Genomic DNA, 24,217 nt, shown 5'->3' with positions numbered 1-24,217 from the left:
TAAACAAAAAAACAAAGGGGGGAGAATTTTGGAAGGAAAAATCAGAATGAACTTTTGGAAAATTCTGTTGCAAATATAAAAAATTTAAAATAAATAAGGCTCACAAATCTGTAAGCCCCTTGTTTTCTAACACCAAGAAATTTTATCCACTCTATTCTGGTGTCTTCCTCCTTCAAAATCGGTGGTTAAGAATTTTTCCACAATTTCCAGAGCCAATTCTTTTGCAATAAAACGAGCAGGAATTGCAATCATATTCGCATTATTGTGTTGTCTGGCTAATATTCCCAACTCCGGCATCCAACAAAGCGCACAACGTATTTTTTGATGCTTATTTGCTGTAATGGCTACACCTTGTCCGCTTCCGCATATCAGAATTCCAAATTCGTTTTCACCTTTTTCGATAGATTCTGCGGCAGGATGTACAAAATCCGGATAATCGGCACTTTCTGAAGAATATGTTCCAAAATCCTGAATTTCATATTTGCTTTCCAATTGTTTTTTAAGGTATTCTTTATAATCAAAACCTGCATGATCTGTAGCGATTGCTATTTTTTTCATTTTCTTTTATTTAGTACTACAAATTTACCATTTAAATAATGAATTTATTTTATCAACATTATTTTTCTTTTTTGTTCAGGGAATATCAAATTTAAAAACCTGAAAATCAGACATTCAATTTTATTTCACTTTTTATAAATGTTTGTTTTCTATGTAATTAACAATTATTCTAAACAAAATGTGAAATCATGTAGAAAACATTGTGGAAAAGTGAAGAAAAATTTCTCTTTCATTATTGCAAAAAAATGATAATGCAATATTTTGTGGTCTTCCTTCCAAAATTCTTTTGAGTTTAATTAAGGCTAAAATCCTAAAGTTTTTAAGAATCCGTTTTTTAATAAACTTCTTTCAATACAGTTATTCACAAATGTTGGTAAATGTTAAAATAAATTAAAAATCAATGCTTTGCAATGTGAACAATTTATGAACTTAATTAAAATTAAATGTTACAAAAAACTGAACAAAACTTATCCCCATAATTCACAACACTCAACACCATTAAACATTATTCTTTTTTTTAAATAAAAAATTTGTTGATTAATGAATGGTAGGAAAGTGGTGGAAATTTTTGAAACGAAAAATTCTTTTTCCTTTTTAGAAATCTTACATTTGCGAAACAAATAAAATTTTATGAAGACTATTAACGATTATAATTTCAAAGATAAGAAAGCATTAGTAAGAGTAGATTTCAATGTTCCTCAGAACGAATCTCTTAAAGTAACGGATAATACGAGAATTGTTGCCGCAAAACCTACGATTGATAAGATCCTTAATGATGGTGGTTCAGTTATATTAATGACTCATCTTGGACGTCCAAAAGGAAAAGCAAGTGATGAGTTTTCTTTGAAACATATAATTTATGAAATAGAAAATGTACTCGGAAAAAAAATAAAATTTGCCGAAGATTGTATAGGAGAGAGTGCAGTGAAAGAAGCCGAAAATCTGAATCCCGGAGAAATTCTTCTACTGGAAAATCTTCGTTTTTATAATGAAGAGGAGAAAGGAGACAAAGATTTTGCCGAAAAATTATCAAAACTTGGAGATGCTTATGTGAATGATGCTTTTGGAACGGCACACCGAGCTCATGCTTCTACAGCTGTAATTGCTGAATTTTTTCCTTCAACTAAATTTTTCGGTTTATTGATGGCAAAAGAATTGGAAGCTATTGATAAAGTTTTACATTCCGGAGAAAAACCAATCACAGCTATTTTAGGAGGATCTAAGGTTTCTACAAAAATTACAATTATAGAAAATATTCTTCCGAAAGTAGATAATCTTATTATTGGTGGTGGAATGAGTTTTACTTTTGTAAAAGCACAAGGTGGAAAAGTAGGGGAGTCTATTGTAGAAGATGATAAAATGCAACTTGCTTTGGAAATTTTGGAAAAAGCAAAATCCCAGAATGTAAAAGTTTATTTACCTGTGGACGTTATAGCAGCAGATGATTTCAATAATGAAGCAAATAGAAAAGTAGTAAATATTACCGAAATTCCTGATGAGTGGCAAGGTTTGGATGCTGGTCCAAGATCAAGAGAAATTTTTAATGATGTGATTTTAGATTCTAAAACAATACTTTGGAATGGACCAGTCGGAGTTTTTGAAATGGAAAATTTTTCTGAAGGAACTAAATCTTTAGGTGATAGCATTGAAGAAGCGACCAGTTTGGGTGCATTTTCTTTAGTAGGAGGTGGTGATAGTGTAGCTTTTGTGAAGCAAAATAACTATACCGATAAAGTTTCTTATGTTTCTACAGGAGGAGGTGCCATGTTGGAAAGTTTAGAAGGTTTGGAACTTCCCGGAGTTGCTGCTATTAATAATTAAAAAATTTTTATCTTTATAAAAAATGAAACCGAAGATTTTTTCTTCGGTTTTTTTATTTTCAGATTTTAAGAAATGTTTTTTTCAGAATTTTAACATTTTGTATCAAAAAATGACTTTCAGAAATATATCAAAAAATGATTTTCTAATTTTTTTTGATAATATATATCAAACTTGAAAATTCATCGTTTTTTGATGCTTTAAAATTAGAAATTGCTCCAAAAATGAAACCTTTAAGCCAAAAAAGAGGAGATTTTTTATATTTTTCACTCAGCATTGAAATATAAAAAGAATCGAGTAGGAGAGGCTTTATTTTTTCCAATTTCCAGTTTTGATTATTCATTAACGTTTCCATTCCCGATTTTGAAAAATGCCAAATGTGTCTCGGAACATCATAAGCTGCCCAAAATTCTTTGTACTTTTTTGCATCATAAGAAGTACAATTAGGAACTGCTATTATTAGTAAACCACTGGATTTCAGTTTATTATAAAATAAATTTAATATATCTTCTTGATTTTCAATATGTTCGAAAACGTGCCATAAAGTAATGGCATCCAAATTATTGTCTTCAATTTCTTTTAAATCTGAAATAAAAGTAGTTTTGGAAGTTTTTTGTTTAGCCGCATTTCTTGCATTTTCATTTGGCTCAAATCCAAAAGTTTCAAAATCTTCTTCTATAAATTTCAGAAATTCTCCGGCTCCACAACCGTAATCCAAAACTTTAGCATTTAGAAATAAATTTTTAGAAAGAATATTGTATTTGTAATTTAGGTTAAATTTTTGCAGAAGTTTATATACTTTTTCTTTTAAACTTCCTGAATCTTGATGATGCGAAATATAATCTGTACTTTCATAATACTTAGAAAGATTTTCAGGAAGGGGAGAAGTTTTATAAATTCCTTTTATTTCGGTTTCTTTTATTTCAAAAATTTCTTGAGAAAGAAAATGATCTTTTATTTTCATTACGTATAGTTTATTACTAAAAAACTTTGTCAAAGATTTCAAACTCTGACAAAGTTGAAATGTTTCACGTGAAACATTTTAAAAATTATCTTCCTAAGTATACCAATAAAACATTAATATCTGCCGGAGAAACTCCACTGATTCTTGACGCTTGAGCAATGGTTTTAGGTTTTACAAGATTCATTTTTTGTTTGGCTTCCGATGATAGGGAAGATACTTTTAGGAAATCGAAATCTTGCGGAATTTTAATATTTTCCATACGACTCAGTTTAGCTACATTTTCTCTTTCTTTATCTATGTAGCCTTTGTATTTGATATTGATTTCAGCTTGTTCTTGAACTTCCACAGAATATTGATTTATTTTTTCTTTGATACTATCAATTTCAGAAAGTTTCTCCAGATTAATATTTGGTCTTGTCAAAATTTGAGAAGCACGGTATGCTTGATCAACAGGATTGCTTTCGTTGTTTTCCAAGATAGGATTTATAACTCCTGGTTTCAGAGAAGTTTCTCTTAGAAATTCTTCCAATTCTGTACTTTTTTTAATTTTTTCTTCTACTTTTCTCAGACGATTTTCTTTAGCAAGACCTAATTGGTAAGACTTTTCTGTCAAACGAATATCTGCATTATCTTGTCTTAAAAGAAGTCTGTATTCTGCTCTGGAAGTAAACATTCTATAAGGTTCTTCAGTTCCTTTCGTAATGAGATCATCTACTAAAACTCCGATATACGCTTCGTCACGACTTAGAATAAATTCTTCTTTTTCGTGTACTTTATTGTGTGCATTAATTCCTGCAATTAAACCTTGTCCGGCTGCTTCTTCATAACCTGTAGTTCCGTTAATTTGTCCAGCAAAGAAAAGATTTTCAATTATTTTGGTTTCAAGAGTATGCTTAAGTTGGGTAGGAGGGAAGTAGTCATATTCAATAGCATAACCAGGACGGAAAACTTTTACATTTTCAAAACCAGGAATATGTTTTAGAGCTTTTATCTGAACATCTTCCGGTAGGGAAGAGCTAAAACCATTTACATAAATTTCAATAGTTTTCCAACCTTCCGGCTCTACAAATAACTGATGGCGTGTTCTTTCTGCAAAACGATTGATTTTATCTTCAATACTTGGACAATATCTTGGGCCAATACTTTGTATAGTTCCGTTGAACATCGGACTTCTATCAAATCCTGAGCGTAAAATATCATGAACAATTTCGTTGGTATACGTAATATGACAACTGCGCTGTTCTTTCAGTTTTGGAGTATCTAAATAACTGAATTTCTGTGGATTTTCATCTCCTTTTTGTTCTTCCATTTTGGAATAATCAAGACTTCTTCCGTCGATTCTTGGAGGAGTTCCTGTTTTCATTCTTCCTGCATCGAATCCGAGAGAAACCAATTGTTCAGTAATTCCGAAAGCTCTTGGTTCTCCCATTCTTCCACCTCCTAATTGTTTGTCTCCAACATGAATCAATCCATTTAAAAAAGTACCATTTGTAAGAACAACAGATTTTCCTTTTATTTCTATTCCTAATGAAGTAACAACACCTGCAACTTTATGATTTTCAATAATTAAACTCTTTACCATATCCTGAAAAAAATCAAGATTTTGGGTGTTTTCGAGAGCTAATCTCCATTCTTCTGCAAACAACATTCTATCGTTTTGAGTTCTTGGAGACCACATTGCAGGTCCTTTGGAAAGATTGAGCATTTTGAACTGAATGGCAGATTTATCAGCAATAATTCCGGAATAACCGCCCATTGCATCAATTTCACGAACGATCTGCCCTTTTGCAATTCCTCCCATTGCAGGATTACAGCTCATTTGTCCGATAGTCTGCATATTCATGGTTACCAGTAAAGTTTTGGAACCAAGATTGGCAGCAGCAGCAGCAGCTTCGCAACCTGCATGTCCGCCACCTACAACAATGACGTCATATATTTCACTAATCATTTTAAAGTAAATTTGATATTTAATTTTAGTAATATTTCAAAAATGTTTCACGTGGAACATCTTTGAATATCACTGATGAATAAAGGAAAAAATTAAAATTTTGATAAATAAAAATCTTCTTTATTCCGCATTTCTTTTTGCTCTTCTTCTGTTTTATCTTTATATCCGCAAAGGTGAAGAATACCATGAGCCAAAACTCTTTTTAGTTCTTCTTCAAAATTTTTGGATAGAGTAGAAGCGTTATCGGAAATGCGCTGCAAAGATACAAAAATATCACCGCTTATTGTTTTACCCTTTACGTAATCAAAAGTAATGATATCGGTATAATAATCATGCTGCAAAAAGTCCTGATTTACTTTTAATAGATACTCATCATCACAAAATATATAATTAACTTCTCCTACTTTTTTTTCTTCAGAGAATATAAGATTTTCCAACCATTGGGAAACTGAAGGGTTGATTTCTATTTTATCAATACTTTCAAAAAAAAACTGTATCATATTCTAAAACCAGTGACCAAGAACGATATTAAAAATTCCGTTACCATTATTAAGAGAGGAACCATAATTTACTTTTATTTGCCCGAAAGGAGATTTGTAACCTGCTGTAATTCCTACAGAAGATTCATTTATTTTAAAAGCGTTTTCTACATTGATATCATCAAAAAGATTGGCAAGATTCACACTTCCTGTTAAAAAAATATTTTTATTCACTTTAAACTGAAAACGATTAGAAGCTGTCAATAAATTACCTGAATGGATTTGCCCAAATTCATATCCTTCAAAAGAAGAAAAATTTCCTAAATTTTGTTCAAAAAAACCTCCGAGTCCATATTTGTAATAATAGTCTACAGAATTTCCAATGGTAAATCCTCCAAAAAGATCTAAAGTATAAGTGAAAAATTTTGAAACCGGAATATGGATTATTATTCTTGATTTAGCTTGAAAATTCTTTTTCTCTAATTTTTTATTAAACAAATCCAAGATTTTTCCTTCAGCATTTAGATAAAATCCACGAGTCGGAAATGCTTTATCATCCTGAGTATCGCTTTTTATAAAAACATAAGGATTGATAAAATTTTTGCTATTATAATATTTTTCCGAATTACTCTTTTTTTCGAAATAGTCGTGATTTATACCGCCTCCTATTGCGTATCTGTCTTTCCACACCAATTGTATAAAAACCTCATTTCTGAACCAATTTCTTTGTTCATATATGTTAGAGTTCTGATCTTTCAAATCGAGATTCATTCCCGAAGAATATACACCAAATCCGGGAATATATCCATTATCTACAAAATAGTTGAAATAATATCTTGGAGAATCGCCGATAATTCCATCAAAAGAAATAATAGCATTTCGAAAAAACAATCTTTTTACAGTAGCATTTAGTAATAATCCTGTATGGAATATTTCATCATAATGAAGACCAAACTTTAGAAAAACACGGGTATTATCTTCTTCTACGTCAAGTTTCAAGTAATTCTTGTCATTATGCTGAAGAATATCATAATTTATTAAATTGTAATTGTTGGTAGCGTATAGTTTATCAACCATTTTATTGATGCTTCCGTACGTTTGCAAAGAAGGAATTTTTAAGCCCATTTTTCCTTGAATGTACGATTTATTGAAGATCTTATTATTAGCAATCTCAAGGCTGTCTATTTTATAAACGTTGGAATATATAGAATTGATGGGAGCTCTTAGAAAACTCGCTTCTCTTTTTGGAAGTTTATTAAGGATCTCAGTATATCTTTTTCCTTCTACGAAGCCGGAATCTAAAATAGCTTCTTTTTCGTCATAGCTGGTTGCCGACATCCCTTTTAAATTGGGATGAATGTTGATATCTGTGTATTTATATTGGTTTTTAGTCTCTTTTTGAATTTCAAAATCAATTACCTGATTCAGAATATCAAGTACAGAATTTAATTGCTCTTTTGAAGCTAATCCTTGATTTAAATCTACACCGATTACGATATCAATTCCTTTATCTTTTAATGGTTTTGAAGGAAAATTGACCGTCATTGCTCCATCAATATAAAGACTGTCGCCAATTTTTACAGGATTCATTAAGGATGGAAAAGCAGAACTCGCCATAATGGAACTTACCAAATCTCCTTTTTCAAAAATTTCCATTTTTCCACTCTCTAAATTTGTAGCAACACACATGAAAGGAATAGGTAGCTTGGAAAAATCATTAATATTGGACACATTTTTGAAAAGCTCTTTCAGCATGTAAATATTTTTCTGTCCTTTGGAAATGGCTTTTGGAAGTACATTTATTTTTCCGTTTTTTACAGGAACTGTAAGAAGATATTTATCGGTAGATTTGCTAAAAAATGAGGTTTCCTGTCTGGTTTTTTCATTGGCAATCAGGGTGTAAAAATCCGTATCTAAAATAATTTTTTCAATATCTTTTGCCGTATATCCGGAAGCGTACAATCCGCCAACAATTGCACCCATACTGGTACCGGAAATGTAATCTACCTTTACGCCCAGAGAATCAAGCACTTTCAGAACTCCGACATGAGCAAAACCTTTAGCTCCTCCTCCTGAAAGCGAAAGCCCGATTTTTGGATTTTTCGGAATTACCAAACCTTCTTTTATCTGTGCTTTAAAAGAAAAAATCACAAATAGAATAAGAAATATGGAAAAAAATTTTCTCATTTAGTTTTTTATATAAATTCTTTTTACTCTCCTCGAAATAGATGTAAGAACTTCGTAAGGAATAGTTTGACAGTATTCAGCAAATTCCTGAAGAGAAGGGTTGGAATTAAAAATCATAACTTCATCGCCTTCTTTTACGGGTAAATCTTTGATATTCAGCATCATCATGTCCATGCAAATATTCCCGACAATAGGAACTAAATGATGGTTTATTCCCACTTTTCCGATTTGGTTTCCGATCAATCTCGGAACACCGTCTGCATAACCGACAGGAATTGTAGCAATTCTTGTATCTGCATCTGCTACAAATCTTCTGCTGTAACCAACTGATTCTCCTTTCTTTATTTCCGAAATTTGTGAAATTACAGTCTTAAAACGTACAGCATTTTGCAATAATTTTTGGATTTTCGGATTGGCAGAGATTCCTACCATTCCAATTCCGATTCTTACCATATCAAACTGATAATCAGAGAAATTTGCAATTCCCGGAGAATTTAAAATATGCCGTAAAGGTTGATATTCTATTCCTGAAATAAGTCTTGATGAATTTTTATCAAAATTTTTAATTTGTTCTAAAACATATTCCTTTTCTTCGGGAACATCTGCTGTAGACAAATGGCTGAAAACTGATTTTACTTTTACTGGATAGGTATTCAACTTTTGGATTAGATCATTTATTTCATTTTCCTTAAAACCAAGACGATGCATTCCGGTTTCCAATTTTATGTGAATTGGATATTTTCCATCAAAACCTTTCAATTTTAGTTGCTCACAAAAAAGATCCAAAACTCGAAAACTATAAATTTCAGGTTCCAGATTATAATCTATCACAATATTGTAGCTGTGTTGTTCCGGATTCATCACCAAAATTGGAGTAGTGATTCCATTTTTTCTTAAATCTACACCTTCGTCTGCATAAGCAACGGCAAGATAATCAATGTGATGATGTTGCAAAAATTCTGCAATCTCGTAACCTCCCAATCCATAAGAAAATGCTTTTACCATTGCCATCATTTTGGTTTCAGGTTTCAGCAAAGATTTATGAATGTTGATGTTGTGCAAAATAGCATTTAAATTAATTTCCAGAACAGTATCATGTTTTTGGAGTTCAAGGTAGTTTTTTATTTTTTCTATCTCGAATTTTCTTGCTCCTTTTAATAAAACTAAAGAATTTTCAATTTGATTTATTTGCTGACTTTCAATAAATTGATTGGTATTATCGAAAGTGTAGGTTTCAGATAAAAAAAGATGTTGATATTGCGTAATTTCTTCCCCAATCAGAAATAGTTTGTCAAAATTTTGTTCATTGGTAAGTTTAGCCACTTCCTGATACAATTCATCTGAATTTTTACCTTCTACAAAATCTGTAAGGATCAAATTTTTTCCCGGTTTGTTATATTCTTTGATGAACTGAAAAGCAATAATCAAAGAATCCAAATCTAAATTATAAGAATCATTGATAATCAAATTATTACGAATACCTTCCAAACTTTCCAGACGCATTTCCACTGCTTTCAGCTGGTTGATTTTGTCGATGATTTTCTGTTTATCAAAATTAAAAATATGCATTACGGAAATGATGCAGAGAGCATTGCTTAATGTTGCTTCATCTCGTTGGTTTACAGGGAAAACAATTTCTTCTCCGAAACAACTGACAGTAATTTCTTCATTTTTATTTTTCCAGTCGGATTGAATAAAAATATCATTATGTTTTTCTAATCCGTAACAGATTAATTTTTTACTTGAATATAATTGTTTTATTTTATTACTTAACAGTAAATTATCTCCATTGAAAATTATAATTTCTGAATGTTTGAAAAGTTTTATTTTTTCATCAATAAGATGTTCTTCATTTTCAAAATTTGCAGAATGAGCAGAACCAATATGCGTAAGAATTCCAATTTTAGGAGGGAAAATATGTTCCAAAATTTCCATTTCTCCGGGTTTGGAAATTCCTACTTCAAAAATTCCGAGCTCGTGTCGATCTTTGATTTGCAATAAAGAAATGGGAAGACCCAATTGGGAATTAAAACTTTTCGGGCTTTTTACGGTTTTGAAATCTTCGGAAAATGTTTGATATAGCCATTCTTTTACGATGGTTTTTCCATTGCTTCCGGTAATTCCAATAGTTTCAAGGTTTGGAAATTGCTGAAGATGATATCTTGCCAGTTTTTGAATAAACTGAACGGAATCTTCAACAATGATCCATGTAATATTTTCTAAATCAGGAATATAATGTTCCGAAATGATTACTGTAATTCCTTTTTCTACAGCCGATTGTATATATTTTTCTCCAGAATTTTTTGAAGTATTGATCGCCAGAAATGCTGTATTTTTTACAGAGTAAATATTACGACTGTCAAAAGCAATATTTTTTATCGTAATTGTTTCATTTCCAATAATTTTGGAATCTGTAATCTCAGCAATTTTTCCGGAGGTATAATTCATTATTTTTCGTCCATTTTGTTCAGTACTTCATCTACAAAAACACGTCTGCTTACGGCTTCATAATTTTCGGTTTCGCCTAATTCTACCAAATTTTTACCTTCGGAAGTACGCATCGAATAATTGGCAAGATTTCCAGTTCTTTTGCAAATAGCGTGCACTTTTGTTACATATTCTGCAGTGGCCATCAAAGCGGGCATCGGTCCGAAAGGTCGTCCCATAAAATCCATATCCAGACCGGCAATTATTACACGAATTCCGTTATTGGCGAGCTGATTGGCAACATCCACAATACTTTCATCAAAAAATTGGGCCTCATCAATAGCGACTACATCACAGGTAGAACCAAGCAACAAAATTTCATTCGGACTTTCTACAGCAGTACTCCGAATTTTATTTTGATTGTGTGAGACGACATCTTCTTCAGAATATCGGGTATCAATTCGCGGTTTGAAAATTTCTACATTTTGTCCGGCCATTTCAGACCTTCTCAATCTTCGGATCAATTCTTCGGTTTTTCCTGAAAACATTGATCCACAGATTACTTCCATCCATCCGCTTTGCTTGGAATGATTAATTGTATTTTCTAAAAACATTTTTTAACTTAGCCGTAATAATATAACATCAAAAGTAAGCAAAATTGGCTTTATTTTATTATGCAAAACCTTGAAGATTTAAAAGAAAAAATATTTTTCGAAGCTAAAAATATCATAGATACCATTTCTAAAATTTCTACTTCCGAAGAACTTCTCTTGAAAAAAGATTTAATTGAAGAATTGAATGAAAGAATTTCATTTTTAAAAATATTAGAAAAAAATCAGGAATTTTTTATAAGTGAACCATCCTTTCAATTGATTGAAAATCAAGAATCAAACGATTCTACTGATGCGGAAATAGATAATAGAGTTCCAGAAGAAGAAATGGAAGAAGAAGTAATTTTTACGAATGAACTGAACGAAATAGATAAGGAAGATGAATTTGAGCCGGAAGTTTCCACATCTGAAACGCCGGAAGAAATCCATTTTCAAATTCCTGAAATTGTAGAAACTGTCGTAGAAAATAATGAAATACAAGATTCTGAAATTCAGAAAAATATAGAAGAAAAGGAGGATACTGAAGCTGAAGAATCAGTAATTGCAAATGATTTTGACGAAGAATATCGTCGAAATGTAGAAGAAAAAGAAAGAGAACTGAGGGAGCTGGAAGAAAGAAGAAGAAAAATTGTAGAATTCACAAAAGAAGAAGTGGTCAAAAATTCGGTAGAAATTGAACCCGAAGAAAAACCTGAAACTTCAGATAATACGGAAGAAGAACATTCCAAAAAATTCAAAATAGCCAATATCAAAGGTTTGAAAGCTGTACAATCTTTGTTTGATGAAGATCCTTTGGAAAAAATTCAGGAAAAACATACTGAAATTCCGAAAGATAAAGAAGAAGCAAAAGATTCCGGAAGTTTGTTGAAAGCCAATATGCCGACAGATTTTATGGAGGCAGAAAAACAAAAACCGGAATTCAAGCTGGATTTAAACGACAAGATTGCTTTTTCTAAAATGCTTTTTAACGGAAGCCAGTCTGAACTGAATGATGTTATAAGAGAACTCAATAGTTTTAAAACTTTGGAAGAAGCTAAAGAATATCTCAGCGATCTCTATTATGAAAAAGACTGGAAAAAAGTAGACGAATATGCACAAAGACTTTGGTCTCTTGTAGAAAATAAATTTTTGTAAATGATTTTATAGTTGCTCGTTACCAGAACTATCAACTATCAACAGATAACCATCAACTAAAAAATGATTCAAAATATTTCAGACTTTCAAAATGTTTTTTTTATCGGAGTAGCGGGAGTTGGAATGAGCGCAATTGCTCAGTATCTTCAAGGAATCGGAAAAAATGTTTCCGGAAGCGATCGGTATTTTAAACCTGATGAATACAACAAAACCAAAGAACAGCTTGAAGCAGAAGGAATCCGCTGTTTTCTTCAAGATGGAAGCGGAATCACCGAAAAAACAGATTTGGTAGTCGTTTCTACTGCTATTGAAGATACAGTTTTAGAAGTTCAGAAAGCAAAAGAACTAAACATTCCCATTATCAAAAGAAGTCAGCTTTTATCTATTATTGCCAAAAGCAAGAAAACAATTGCAGTTGCCGGAACTTCCGGAAAATCAACAACTTCAGCAATGTTATATCAAATTCTTCTTGATGCCAAATTGGAACCAAGTATTATTTCCGGAGCCGGATTGACGAGCATTATTAAACAAGGAAAAATTGGAAATGCAGCCGTCGGAAATGGAGATTGGCTCATTATTGAAGCCGATGAAAGTGACGGTTCTATTGTTCAGTACGAACCCCAAATAGGTTTGCTATTGAATATTGACAAGGATCATCAGGAAATTGAAGAATTGATTGATTTGTTTACTATTTTTAAAAATAATACAAAAGGTTTATTTATTGTAAATCAATCAAATACATTAGCAAAAAATCTTTCGGAAAATGCTAAACAAGATTTTGGATTTGAAAATTTTTCGGCTGAATATAATGCTACAAATTTTAAGCAAGAAGGTTTTCATCTGCAATTTGAAATAAAAGGTCAAATTTTTAAAATGAATGCAATCGGGCAACACAGCGTAGAAAATGCTACAGCTGCTGTTGCTGTAGCCAATCAAATAGGAGTTGATTTAAAAATTTGTGCTGTAAGTTTGGAAAAATACGAAGGAATCTATCGCAGACACCAGATTCTCGGACAAAAAAACGGAGTTTGGGTAATTGATGATTATGCCCATAATCCTGCAAAATGTGCAGCTTCCATAAAAGCGTGCCAACCTCTGGCTGAAAAAGTAATAGCTTGGTTTCAGCCTCATGGTTATGGACCTACAAGATTTTTGAAAAAAGATTTTGTTGAAGAAATTTCTCATGCTCTTCGTCCACAAGATGAGATTTGGATGAGCGAAATTTTCTATGCAGGAGGAACTGCCGTTAAAGATATTTCTGCAAATGATTTGATTCTGGATATTATAGGAAAAGGGAAAAATGCCTACTTTGTGGAGTATAGAGAAGATTTAATAAAATTCTTGCCGGAACATTTTACTGAAAACGGAACAGTTTTGCTTTTAATGGGAGCAAGAGATCCGAGTTTGGAGTATTTTTCCAAAGAACTTTTTGAGAAATTATAATACATTCCAACCGAAATGAATCTCCAAAATTATATTTCATCCTATTTATTTTTTTCGGAAGAGCAATTTCCTTGGGAAGTTACTCGGAATATGAATTCTATTATTGCAGAAAAAATTCAGAAATTAGATTCAGAATTTGAAATTGAAGATGGAGTTGCGATTCACAAAACTGCAATTATTGAAAATAATGTAGTCATAAAAGCTCCTGCAATTATTGGTAAAAATTGTTTCATTGGTTCAAATTCTTGTTTAAGAAACGGTACTTATCTTGCAGAAAATGTGAAAATTGGAATCGGATGCGAAATAAAATCATCTGTTATTTTTGAAAATTCTGCCATTGCTCATTTCAATTTTATTGGAGATAGCATTATTGGAAGTGATGTAAATTTTGAAGCAGGTTCTCTTACAGCAAATCATTACAATGAAAGGGAAGATAAAAGAATTTTTGCAAGAATAGAAAATGAAATTATAAATACGGGTATTGAAAAATTTGGAGCTCTTGTAGGAGACCATTCCAAAATTGGAGCAAATGCCGTTCTTTCTCCCGGAACTATCCTAAACAAAGCAAGCATCATAAAAAGGCTTGAATTAGTAGAACAAATAAAATAATTTAATGAGCGGAATCCTTTATTTTGTCCCGACTCCGATAGGAAACCTTGATGATATGACATTCCGAGCTGTGAATGTTCTGAAAGAAGCGGATTATATTTTATGTGAAGATACTCGAACTTCAGGTATTTTGCTAAAGCATTACGAAATTTCCAAACCATTGAAATCCTATCACTTACACAATGAACATCAAGCAACAGATAAAGTAATTCAGGATTTGGAAAACGGACAGAATGTTGCAATAATTACCGATGCTGGAACTCCGGGAATTTCGGATCCGGGTTATCTTTTGGCAAAAGCTTGTGCCGATCATAATATAGAAATGATCTGTTTGCCGGGAGCAACAGCTTTTGTGCCGGCTTTGGTGGTTTCCGGTTTACCAAATAATGAGTTTCTTTTTGCAGGATTTTTGCCTCAAAAAAAGGGAAGACAAACTAAATTAAAACAACTTGCGCAAGAGAAAAAAACAATTGTTCTTTACGAAAGCCCACACAAAATAAATACAACTTTAGAAAATATAAAAGAGTTTTTCGGAGAAGAAACCAAAGTAAGCCTAAGTCGCGAAATTTCCAAAAAATTTGAAGAAACCAAACGGGGGACAATCAATGAGTTAATAGAATTTTCTAAAAGCAAAACTTTAAAAGGAGAGATAGTTTTGGTGATTAATAATTCGATATAATCTAAATAAATTATTTTTGTCAAAAAACAAAAAAGAAACAAAAGAAACTATATGAAACAATTAGAAGGAAAAGTTGCCATTATTACAGGAGCAACGCGTGGAATCGGGAGAGGAATTGCAGAAGTTTTTGCTAAAGAAGGAGCAAAAATTGCGTTCACTTATGCAGGTTCTGTAGAAAAAGCGAAAGAATTAGAATCTGAATTAAGTACGATCACACAAATCAAAGGTTATCAATCGGATGCATCGGATTATGATGCTGCTCAGAAATTGGTGGAAGAGGTTTTGGCAGAGTTCGGAACGATAGATATTTTGGTGAATAACGCCGGAATCACAAGAGATAATCTCATGCTTCGTATGTCCAAAGAAGATTGGGACACCATCATCAAAGTAAATCTTGATTCTGTTTTTAATTTGACAAAAGCGGTAATTAAACCAATGATGAAAGCAAAATCGGGTTCTATCATCAATATGACTTCCGTAGTTGGAGTAAAGGGAAATGCAGGACAAGCCAATTATGCTGCTTCCAAAGCAGGAGTTATTGGTTTTTCAAAATCTATTGCTTTGGAGTTAGGTTCCAGAAATATTCGTTGTAATGCAATTGCTCCAGGATTTATAGAAACGGAAATGACGGCAGCTTTGGATGAGAAAACAGTACAAGGTTGGAGAGAAGGAATTCCTTTGAAAAGAGGAGGTCAACCGGAAGATGTTGCCAATGCTTGTGTATTTTTAGGAAGTGATAAATCTTCTTATATTACAGGTCAGGTTCTGAATGTAGATGGTGGAATGCTGACGTAATGATCACTAAAGAAAGAATACTATTCATAATATCTTTCATTTTTATTGTCGGTCTGATGTATATTGCAAAATTCAATGTATTTCAGACCGATGATTATCTTTATGCTGTAGATTCTGAAAGATTGGGAGCTTTACAAAATTCCTTAAAGATGTATACAACTTGGGGAGGAAGGATATGGTCTTTTTTTACCATTGGATTTTTGAGCTATCATTTTTTAGAAAGCACATGGTTTCCTTCAGTATATGTTATTATTTCAATTGCATTATTGGTTGTATTGTTCTATCTGAATAGTAAGATATATTTAAACATTTCATCAAAAGAAGCATTTGTAAAAAGTATAATTTTTTCATTTTTATATTTAATTTCATTTTTCCGCTTAGATGAAGTGGTATTTTGGCTTTCTGGCTCTCAGATTTATTTTTTTGCAGATTTGTTCTTACTTCTTTATGCTTATGTTTACAAAAAAGTAAAGAATGAAAATAGAAAGATTTTTCTTTTATCTTTAGTATCGTTTTTTGTCATTTTTTCCAATGAAGTTTCGGCACTTATATTATTAGGAATCAATACATTTCTGTTATTGTACAAAAAAGGAAAATCTGAAAAAATAATTTTTTTGATATCTTTTCTTTTTTTATTGATAGAATTTTTAGCTCCCGGAAATTTTCGTAGAATGAATGATATAAGTTTCTCAAGAGGTCTTTTTTTCTCATTGAAAATTTCACCTTTTATATTGATCGTTTTATTCTTAAAGACCATACTTCCGGCTATAATAATTTGGCTTTTCTTAGATGTAAAAATTTCTATTACAAGGAAAAACCTTCTTCATTTAGGAATAATGTTGATAGTCCCGTATTTGTTTTTATTGAAACTAATGATGATGGAGGGGAGAACATACAATGCAATGCTTTTGGCAAGTATTCTGTACGTGTTTTTGCTAATGGAGTATTATTTTCCTGTTCAAAAGATTACGAATACAAAAAAGACATTATTTTTCTTGTTTTTTTTAATATTGATTTTTACGCCAAAAATTTTTATTTTTCCAAAAATGGGAGAATTCATTAAAATTAATTTTCATTATAATGATCTTATTTCAGATATTGCTTCGGGAAGAATGCAAAAGTTTGAAAAACTGTATAAAGAAAGAATACAAAAAATAAAACAAACTTCTGGAAACGAAGTTTTTTGTCCGGAAATCACAGATGTTCCCAAAACACTTTATTTTAAAGAACTTCCGATGAAAGACACATTAGATTATGTAAATACCGGACTTTCAAAATATCATAAAAAAATCGGAATTTGGAGAACTAAAAAATAGAAAAAAGAATTACAATTTTTTCCTAAAACAAACACTATTTTCCACTCCAATGTATTGCCCGTAATTAGGAGTTACTTTGTAGGTTTTAGAATATAATTTAACGGCTTCTTCCTGTCTTTTTCCGGTTTCGAGAATAGTGTATTGATATTCTAATTCTTTTGCCCAAGTTTCCAGTTCGGAAAGTATTTTAGAAGCAAAACCTTTTCCGCGAAATTCTGGTTTCACAAACATCCGCTTTATTTCCATAGAGTTTTGATCGAAAGGTTTTATCGCTCCACAACCAACAGGAATTTCATCTTCATAAAAAATGATACAATATTTTAATGAATCAATCTTATTGTATTGATCGTAAAAATCATGCTCATCACCATCCATAATGGCAAGATATTCATCCAGAGATTTTACCAAATTCTGAAAATCCTTATCGGAGGAATCGGTTCTTTTTTTATGCATAAATCAGCTCTATAAATTTTTGAAAATCAATCATTAAACACTTGGTTTTCCTGTTCCTGAACTCTAATAAAAGTAGTTCTTTTGGAAAGTTCTTTCAGTTTTGAAGCTCCAACGTAAGTGCAGGTAGAACGCACACCTCCTAAAATATCTTTCACGGTTTCTGAAACGGAGCCTTTGTAGGAAACTTTTACTGTTTTTCCTTCAGAAGCACGATATTCTGCAACACCACCGGAATGTTTATCCATAGCAGTTTTAGAACTCATTCCGTAGAAAAGTTTAAAAATTTTCCCATTCTCTTCAATAATTTCTCCACCGCTTTCATCATGACCTGCAAGCATTCCACCCAACATTACAAAATCTGCGCCTCCTCCAAACGCTTTTGCAACATCACCCGGAACTTTACAACCGCCATCTCCAATAATATGTCCGCCTAAACCATGTGCTGCATCGGAACATTCAATAATTGCGGAAAGTTGAGGATAACCAACTCCTGTTTTCACTCTTGTTGTGCAAACAGAACCGGGACCAATTCCGACTTTTATAATATCTGCACCGGCAAGAATCAGTTCTTCTACCATTTCTCCGGTTACTACATTTCCAGCAATAATGGTTTTTGTGGGATAGTTTTTTCTTATTTTTTTTACAAATTCTACAAAATGTTCAGAATAGCCATTGGCAACATCTATGCACAGAAATTCAATTTTAGGATGCCTTTCAAGAATGGAAAAAATTTTTTCTTCGTCCTGTTTTCCTGTTCCGGTACTTAATGCTATATATTCGTAAATATTTTCCGATTGTGCATTGAGAAAATCAGACCATTCATCAATGGAATAATGCTTATGAACGGCTGTTAGAATTTTTTCGTTGGCTAAAGCGACAGCCATTTCAAAAGTTCCGACAGTGTCCATATTTGCGGCAATTATGGGAACTCCTTTCCATTTTTTTCCGGAATTTCTGAATGTGAATTCTCTTTCCAGATCAACTTGCGATCTTGATTTTAAAGTGGAACGTTTCGGGCGAAACATTACGTCTTTGAATCCTAATTTGATGTCGTATTCTATACGCATTTTATAAAAAATTTTGTTCAATAAAAATAGCAAATAAATATTAATGTAGTATTTTTGAAAATATGGATTTTCCTATTGCTTTTCATATTTTTGGTAAAACCATTCTTGCGCATCCTGTTTTTGAAGCATTGGGAATGTTTATAGGAATGCGGTATTATTTTTATTTAAAGCGGAAGTCCAAAGAGAAAATTTCATTCAATACTTCTGCGGCAGTTTTAATTGGAGCAACTGCCGGAGCTTTATTAGGTTCAAAACTGATTGGAAACTTAGAAAATCCGTACAAACTTTTCGAGCATTTTGATTTAAAAACAATCTGGACTAATAACACAATTGTTGGTGGACTTGCATTTGGATTAATTGGAGTAGAACTGGCAAAAAAAATAGTCGGACACAAAGAAAGTACAGGAGATTTGATTGTTTTTCCTTTACTATTAGCAATGATTATAGGCAGAATCGGTTGCTTTCTTACAGGAACTTATGAAGAAACATATGGAATTCCAACAGACTCTATTTTTGGAATGTATCTTGGAGATCAATATTTAAGACATCCTGTTGCATTATATGAAATTGCCTTTTTAGTTTTGCTTTGGATTGTTTTAAAAATGATTCAGAAGAAAAGAAAATATCCTTCAGGTTTTATTTTTCAGATATTTATGCTCAGCTATTTTATCTTTAGATTTTTTCAAGATTTCATAAAGCCAAGAGTAGAGATCTTTGCTAATTTAGGAACAATCCAAATAGTATGCATTTGTGTAATTATTTATTACATTTATAAAATTAAAAGCGCAAAAATTGTAAATTAACATTAAAAAATTCAAAATATGGGATGTTTAACTCTAATGGAAGTTGGAAATCTTTGGGGTATAGTTGTAATGATCGTTGGAATGATGATTATTGGGGCGCTCTTCATTTCACTGATTCTTGCATTTTTTGTGAAAGTTATGTATGAAATGAAAGGGGAGAGAAAATTTTCCAGAAAACAATTTCTTCAAACAATGCTTATCTGTTTGCTAATGTGTGGATTGGTAAGTGGGTTCATTTGTGGTGGCGGAATTTAAAAAAGAATGTATGCCAGTAAGAAATTATACCTATTACGATTATACAATTAGTCTTTGTCCGGAATGTTTGAAAAGAGTTGGAGCGAAGATCATTATAGAAGATGAAGCTGTTTTCATGACAAAAAGATGCCCCGATCATGGATTTTTCAAAACAAAAATAGCTTCGGATGTTCACTACTATAAAAATATCAGAAACTATAATAAAGCCTCAGAAATGCCTTTGCATTTCGGAACGGACGTACAATATGGCTGTCCTTATGATTGCGGTTTATGTGTTGATCATGAACAACATAGCTGTCTTTCAATTGTGGAGGTAACGGATAGATGTAATTTGACTTGTCCCACTTGTTATGCCATGTCTTCTTCACATTATGGAAGCCATAGAAGTTTAGAGGAAATTGAAGCAATGTTTGATGTGATTGTGAAAAACGAAGGAGAGCCGGATGTAGTTCAAATTAGTGGAGGAGAACCGACCATTCATCCTGATTTTTTTAAAATTATGGATATTGCAAAGTCGAAACCAATTAAACATCTGATGCTCAATACTAATGGAGTAAGAATTGCTAATGATCCGGGTTTTGCAGAAAAATTGGCAACTTATGCTCCGGAATTTGAAATTTATCTGCAATTTGATTCTTTTAAGTCTGAAGTTTTGGAAGATTTCAGAGGAAAAGATTTAACAGATGTAAGAATGAAGGCTTTGGAAAAATTAAATGCCTTAAATCTTTCTACAACATTGGTTATTGTTCTTCAGAAGGGGAAAAATATCAACGAAATCGGAAAGATTATTGATTTTGCCTTAAAACAAAAATGCGTCCGTGGAATTACCTTTCAGCCTGTAGAAATTGCAGGAAGAAACAGAGAAGATTCTGCCCACGAAAAAATAACTTTAACCGAAGTAAGGCAGGAAATTCTCAGTCAATACCCGCTATTAAATCCAGATGACATTATTCCTGTTCCGTGTAATCCCGATGCTTTGGCAATGGGATATATTTTAAAATTAGAAGGTGAAACCATTCCTTTAACAAGATACATCAATCCCGCTGATTTACTGAATAATGAGACTCGAAATACTATCGTTTACGAACAAGACACGGGTTTACAAATGCAGCTTTTAGATATTTTCAGTACAGGAATTTCTGTAGATAAAGTGAAGCCTAAAGTAAATCAGCTACTTTGCTGTTTACCAGAAGTAAGCGCACCAAATTTAGACTATGATAATTTGTTTAGAATCATCATTATGAATTTTATGGACGCTCATGATTTTGATGTTCGCGCCGTGAAGAAATCGTGTGTACATATCGTGAATAAAGATCTGAAAATGATTCCTTTTGAAACCATGAATCTTTTTTATCGTGATGACAAGAATAAGTATTTGGAGGAATTAAGGAAGGAGGATAAGGTGTTGTTTTAAAAGGCTTTGTCTGTAAATAATATGTTTCCCACAAATTTCATAAATTTTCACAGATGATTGCATGAAATCTGTGCTAATCCGTAAAATTTGTGGGAAATTAATTTGTTAATCAAACTTCATCACTTCGTTCAGCGTATTCATATATTCATAAGCAGTCAAATCAAACTTCACAGGAACAATAGAAATATATCCGTTTGCTAAAGCCGTTTCATCAGCATCCTCAGAATCATCCATATTGTTGAAATATCCGGAAAGCCAGTAATATTTTTTTCCGTGAGGATTTACTCGTTCGTCAAAACTTTCTTCCCATTTTGCATTTGCCTGTTTACAAATTTTCACCCCTTTTATTTCTTCTTTTTGAAGTTTTGGAATATTGACATTTAGGACAATTCCTTTTGGCATAGGATTTTCCAATGTTTTTTTCACAATATTCTGGATATATTCTTTAGCTTGTGTAAAATCTGCCTCCCAGCTGAAATCCAGAAGTGAAAATCCAATTGCCGGAAGTCCTTCTACACCTGCTTCTACAGCAGCAGACATTGTTCCGGAATAGATAACATTGATAGAAGAATTTGCTCCATGATTGATACCGGAAACCACAATATCAGGTCTTCTTGGGAGAATTTTATCAAGAGCCATTTTTACACAATCTACAGGAGTTCCGCTACATGAAAAATCTTTTTGTGGACCTTCCAGATGAAGTTCTTCGTAACTTAATGTCGAATTAATGGTAATAGCGTGTCCTTTTCCGCTTTGTGGAGAATTAGGCGCGACTACAATTACTTCTCCTATTTCGTTCATAAATTCTACAAGATTTCGTACTCCGGGTGCTGTTATTCCGTCATCATTGGTTACTAAAATCAGAGGTCTTTGCATTAAGTAAATTTTTAACAAAAATACTCAAAAAATAATGTACTTATATAAAAAGGTATTAACTTTGACAAGATGTAGCTGTTTGTAACAAAATAAATTATTTTTCAACTTATTTCTAAATTTTAAAGATGTTTAAAAAATTTAAATTAAATAGATTGATGTGGTTTTTACCACTCACAACACTTATATTTTGCTTTAACTCTCCTAAAAATGATGATGAAAAAATGCAAACCATTATGGTAAGCGTAAAAAATACCCTTTCATATCTTCATTATAGTCCAAAGCCAATTAATGATGCCTATTCTCAGGAAGTGTACGACCACTATTTTGATATGGTTGATCCCTCCAAAAGATTTTTCCTGAAATCGGACATGACAGAGTTTAGTAAACATAAAGTAAAATTGGATGATTATCTCAATCAGGGCAATCTCGTTTTTTATAAAACAACCATTGATCGTCTGTACCAGAGAGTAGATGAAATTGATAAAATGACGCAGGAAATTTTCAGCAAACCCATCAATCTGGATGAAGATGATGAACTGATATTGGAACCAAAACTGAAGCAGTCTCCTAATAGCCAACAAGATTTGTATAATGAATGGAAAAAGTACATCAAGTACAACATTCTTTTGGAAATGGAAACGATGAATAATAAGGAAGAGGCGCAGAAAGAAAAAAAGGATTCTGTTCAAAAATATAAACTGAAAGACACCATAAAACTGGTAATTCTCACTCCTGAACAAAAAATAAAAAAAGCAACCGAAGAAGTAAAAGACAACGTTGCAGATACATTCCGCAGGTTTAAGAAAAGAAATAAGATGGATTGGTTTACGGTATATATGAATGCATATACTGAAGTTTTTGATCCTCATACTAATTATTATTCTCCAAAGAATAAGGAAGATTTTGATACTCAGTTTGTGGGAAAAATTATTGGGATTGGAGCCATTATTCAGGAGAAAAAAGGATATTTATATTTGGGACCACTTACAATTGGAGCTCCGGCTTGGAAATCAAAACAATTGACGGAAGGAGATAAAATTTTGAAAGTAAAATCCAAACCGAATGAAGATGCTGTAAATGTAGTAGGAATGCTTTCTGATGAAGCAGTTCGATTGATTCGTGGCGAAAAAGGAACTCCTGTAACTTTGACGATTCAGAAAAAAGATGGCACAATTAAAGATGTTACCATGATTCGCGAAGAAGTAGCCATTGAAGATACTTTTGCCAGAAGTATTATTATCAATGCTCCAAACGGAAAAAAATATGGATTTGTTAATTTACCGAGCTTTAATGCTGATTTTGAAGATTCAAAAGGAAGAAATGCTTCTGATGATATCAAGAATGAGATTATTAAACTAAAAAAACAAAATATTTCCGGAATTATTCTGGATTTAAGAAATAATGGAGGAGGCTCACTTACCGAAGTTGGAGATATTATGGGACTTTTTATGAATGCAGGCCCTTATGTTCAGGTGAAAGATGGAAACGGGAAAATCCAAACCTTAAAAAATAAAAATAATGCGCCGATCTGGACGGGTCCGCTTCTTATTATGCAGAATGAACTTTCTGCTTCGGCTTCCGAAATTCTTGCAGGAGAAATGCAGGATTATGGAAGAGCTGTAGTTTTCGGATCTCCGCAATCTTTTGGAAAAGGAACAGTTCAAACCTTTGTTGATCTCAATAGATTTTTGAATACCAATGAAGATTTTGGATCATTGAAACTAACAATTCAGAAATTTTACAGAATTACAGGTGAGTCTACCCAAAGAAAAGGGATTGAATCTGATATTAAAGTAAAAGATTTCTTCAGCTATACAGAAGTAGGAGAGCGTTATGAAGATTATCCTTTGTCTTGGGATAAAATTGTATCTACCGAATTCACAAAAATGAATTATTTTAATCTTGATAAACTTCGTACAAACAGCGAGGCAAGAATAGGAAGCAATAAATACTATCAGCTTCTTCAGCAATCGGCAGAGTGGAAAGAAAAGCTGGATAAAGAGGAAAAAATCACATTAAATCAGACTAAGTTTTTCAATCTGATGAAAGAAAGAAAAACGCAGATTGATAAATTCAAATCTTTAGATAAAATGAACAATGGTCTGAAATTTTTCATTCATCCGGATGAAGCCACTCGTGAAAAAACCGATGAAGCCTTTGCAAAGAAAACGGATAATTGGATAAAAAATCTTCAGAGAGACTTCTATCTTCAGGAAAGTGTAAATATCATTTCTGAAATGAATGAAGGAGCACCAACATACACCAATAATAATTAATTATTATAGAGTAACTAAAAAATAATCCGTCTTGATTGTGAGACGGATTATTTTTGGTTTATGCTATGCTTTAATCATTAAATTTTCCTTAATAATATAGCGCTC

The 24,217-nt window shown here is 32.3% G+C and carries 21 protein-coding genes; 11 read left to right on the top strand and 10 right to left on the bottom strand.

The window, feature by feature from the left end:
- Positions 1-126: 126 nt before the first annotated feature.
- Complete coding sequence (gene rpiB, locus AC2A1C_RS02840; RefSeq protein WP_484023269.1) at positions 127-558, bottom strand: ribose 5-phosphate isomerase B; 432 nt, start codon at positions 556-558, stop codon at positions 127-129.
- A gap of 630 nt (positions 559-1,188) precedes the next feature.
- Here rpiB and AC2A1C_RS02835 point away from each other — a divergent pair.
- Positions 1,189-2,379: a phosphoglycerate kinase gene (locus AC2A1C_RS02835; protein ID WP_484023267.1), complete on the top strand. Its 1,191-nt coding sequence runs from the start codon at positions 1,189-1,191 to the stop codon at positions 2,377-2,379.
- 142 nt (positions 2,380-2,521) lie between these two features.
- On the opposite strand, the gene AC2A1C_RS02830 is transcribed toward AC2A1C_RS02835, so the two are convergent.
- The 6 genes from AC2A1C_RS02830 to AC2A1C_RS02805 form a co-directional block, all read right to left on the bottom strand.
- Complete coding sequence (locus AC2A1C_RS02830; protein WP_484023265.1) at positions 2,522-3,340, bottom strand: class I SAM-dependent methyltransferase; 819 nt, start codon at positions 3,338-3,340, stop codon at positions 2,522-2,524.
- Positions 3,341-3,425: 85 nt separating this feature from the next.
- Complete coding sequence (gene mnmG, locus AC2A1C_RS02825; protein WP_484023263.1) at positions 3,426-5,288, bottom strand: tRNA uridine-5-carboxymethylaminomethyl(34) synthesis enzyme MnmG; 1,863 nt, start codon at positions 5,286-5,288, stop codon at positions 3,426-3,428.
- A gap of 92 nt (positions 5,289-5,380) precedes the next feature.
- A complete protein-coding gene (ybeY, locus tag AC2A1C_RS02820; RefSeq protein WP_484023261.1) occupies positions 5,381-5,788 on the bottom strand; it encodes an rRNA maturation RNase YbeY in 408 nt (135 codons plus the stop codon).
- A gap of 3 nt (positions 5,789-5,791) precedes the next feature.
- Positions 5,792-7,954, bottom strand: coding sequence for a patatin-like phospholipase family protein (locus AC2A1C_RS02815; protein WP_484023259.1), 2,163 nt, complete (start codon positions 7,952-7,954; stop codon positions 5,792-5,794).
- Complete coding sequence (locus tag AC2A1C_RS02810) at positions 7,955-10,402, bottom strand: bifunctional UDP-N-acetylmuramoyl-tripeptide:D-alanyl-D-alanine ligase/alanine racemase (protein WP_484023257.1); 2,448 nt, start codon at positions 10,400-10,402, stop codon at positions 7,955-7,957.
- Positions 10,402-10,995: a thymidine kinase gene (locus AC2A1C_RS02805; protein ID WP_484023255.1), complete on the bottom strand. Its 594-nt coding sequence runs from the start codon at positions 10,993-10,995 to the stop codon at positions 10,402-10,404. Before AC2A1C_RS02805 ends, AC2A1C_RS02810 begins: the two co-directional genes overlap by 1 nt.
- Positions 10,996-11,055: 60 nt before the next feature.
- Here AC2A1C_RS02805 and AC2A1C_RS02800 point away from each other — a divergent pair, with 60 nt between their 5' ends.
- The 6 genes from AC2A1C_RS02800 to AC2A1C_RS02775 all read left to right on the top strand — a co-directional run bounded on the left by AC2A1C_RS02800 (position 11,056) and on the right by AC2A1C_RS02775 (position 16,968).
- A complete protein-coding gene (locus AC2A1C_RS02800) occupies positions 11,056-12,126 on the top strand; it encodes a hypothetical protein (RefSeq protein WP_484023253.1) in 1,071 nt (356 codons plus the stop codon).
- A gap of 63 nt (positions 12,127-12,189) precedes the next feature.
- Positions 12,190-13,569, top strand: a complete 1,380-nt coding sequence (locus AC2A1C_RS02795) for a UDP-N-acetylmuramate--L-alanine ligase (RefSeq protein ID WP_484023251.1) — start codon at positions 12,190-12,192, stop codon at positions 13,567-13,569.
- A 15-nt stretch (positions 13,570-13,584) separates the two neighbouring features.
- Positions 13,585-14,178, top strand: coding sequence for a DapH/DapD/GlmU-related protein (locus tag AC2A1C_RS02790; protein WP_484023249.1), 594 nt, complete (start codon positions 13,585-13,587; stop codon positions 14,176-14,178).
- A gap of 4 nt (positions 14,179-14,182) precedes the next feature.
- Positions 14,183-14,857 (top strand): 16S rRNA (cytidine(1402)-2'-O)-methyltransferase, encoded by a 675-nt coding sequence (gene rsmI, locus AC2A1C_RS02785; protein WP_484023247.1) that lies wholly within the window; start codon positions 14,183-14,185, stop codon positions 14,855-14,857.
- A 51-nt stretch (positions 14,858-14,908) separates the two neighbouring features.
- On the top strand, positions 14,909-15,652 hold the full coding sequence (gene fabG, locus AC2A1C_RS02780; protein ID WP_484023245.1) for a 3-oxoacyl-[acyl-carrier-protein] reductase: 744 nt from the start codon (positions 14,909-14,911) through the stop codon (positions 15,650-15,652).
- Entirely contained in the window at positions 15,652-16,968 is a 1,317-nt protein-coding gene (locus AC2A1C_RS02775) for a DUF6056 family protein (protein WP_484023243.1), read from the top strand. The genes fabG and AC2A1C_RS02775 overlap by 1 nt, the downstream gene beginning before the upstream one ends.
- 9 nt (positions 16,969-16,977) lie before the next feature.
- Here the strand turns inward: AC2A1C_RS02775 and AC2A1C_RS02770 are convergent, their stop codons facing one another.
- Together AC2A1C_RS02770 and AC2A1C_RS02765 are read right to left on the bottom strand one after the other, a co-directional pair.
- On the bottom strand, positions 16,978-17,421 hold the full coding sequence (locus AC2A1C_RS02770) for a GNAT family N-acetyltransferase (RefSeq protein ID WP_484023241.1): 444 nt from the start codon (positions 17,419-17,421) through the stop codon (positions 16,978-16,980).
- A 26-nt stretch (positions 17,422-17,447) separates the two neighbouring features.
- Entirely contained in the window at positions 17,448-18,488 is a 1,041-nt protein-coding gene (locus AC2A1C_RS02765) for a GMP reductase (protein WP_484023239.1), read from the bottom strand.
- Positions 18,489-18,550: 62 nt separating this feature from the next.
- Here AC2A1C_RS02765 and AC2A1C_RS02760 point away from each other — a divergent pair, with 62 nt between their 5' ends.
- The 3 genes from AC2A1C_RS02760 to AC2A1C_RS02750 are packed head-to-tail and all read left to right on the top strand — an operon-like array spanning position 18,551 to position 20,960.
- Entirely contained in the window at positions 18,551-19,291 is a 741-nt protein-coding gene (locus AC2A1C_RS02760; RefSeq protein ID WP_484023237.1) for a prolipoprotein diacylglyceryl transferase, read from the top strand.
- 18 nt (positions 19,292-19,309) lie between these two features.
- Positions 19,310-19,546 carry a hypothetical protein gene (locus AC2A1C_RS02755; protein ID WP_484023235.1) on the top strand — a complete coding sequence of 79 codons (237 nt, stop codon included), beginning with the start codon at positions 19,310-19,312 and terminating at the stop codon, positions 19,544-19,546.
- A gap of 10 nt (positions 19,547-19,556) precedes the next feature.
- Positions 19,557-20,960, top strand: coding sequence for a radical SAM protein (locus AC2A1C_RS02750; RefSeq protein WP_484023233.1), 1,404 nt, complete (start codon positions 19,557-19,559; stop codon positions 20,958-20,960).
- Positions 20,961-21,065: 105 nt separating this feature from the next.
- Here the strand turns inward: AC2A1C_RS02750 and surE are convergent, their stop codons facing one another.
- Positions 21,066-21,836, bottom strand: a complete 771-nt coding sequence (gene surE / locus AC2A1C_RS02745) for a 5'/3'-nucleotidase SurE (protein ID WP_484023231.1) — start codon at positions 21,834-21,836, stop codon at positions 21,066-21,068.
- A gap of 125 nt (positions 21,837-21,961) precedes the next feature.
- On the opposite strand from surE, the gene AC2A1C_RS02740 reads away from it, so the two are divergent.
- Entirely contained in the window at positions 21,962-24,112 is a 2,151-nt protein-coding gene (locus tag AC2A1C_RS02740) for a carboxy terminal-processing peptidase (RefSeq protein WP_484023230.1), read from the top strand.
- Positions 24,113-24,217 lie beyond the last annotated feature (105 nt).

The sequence above is a fragment of the Chryseobacterium sp. HNCC26DJ241 genome (genome assembly GCF_057180505.1).
This window is presented reverse-complemented; position numbering and strand designations above follow the sequence as displayed.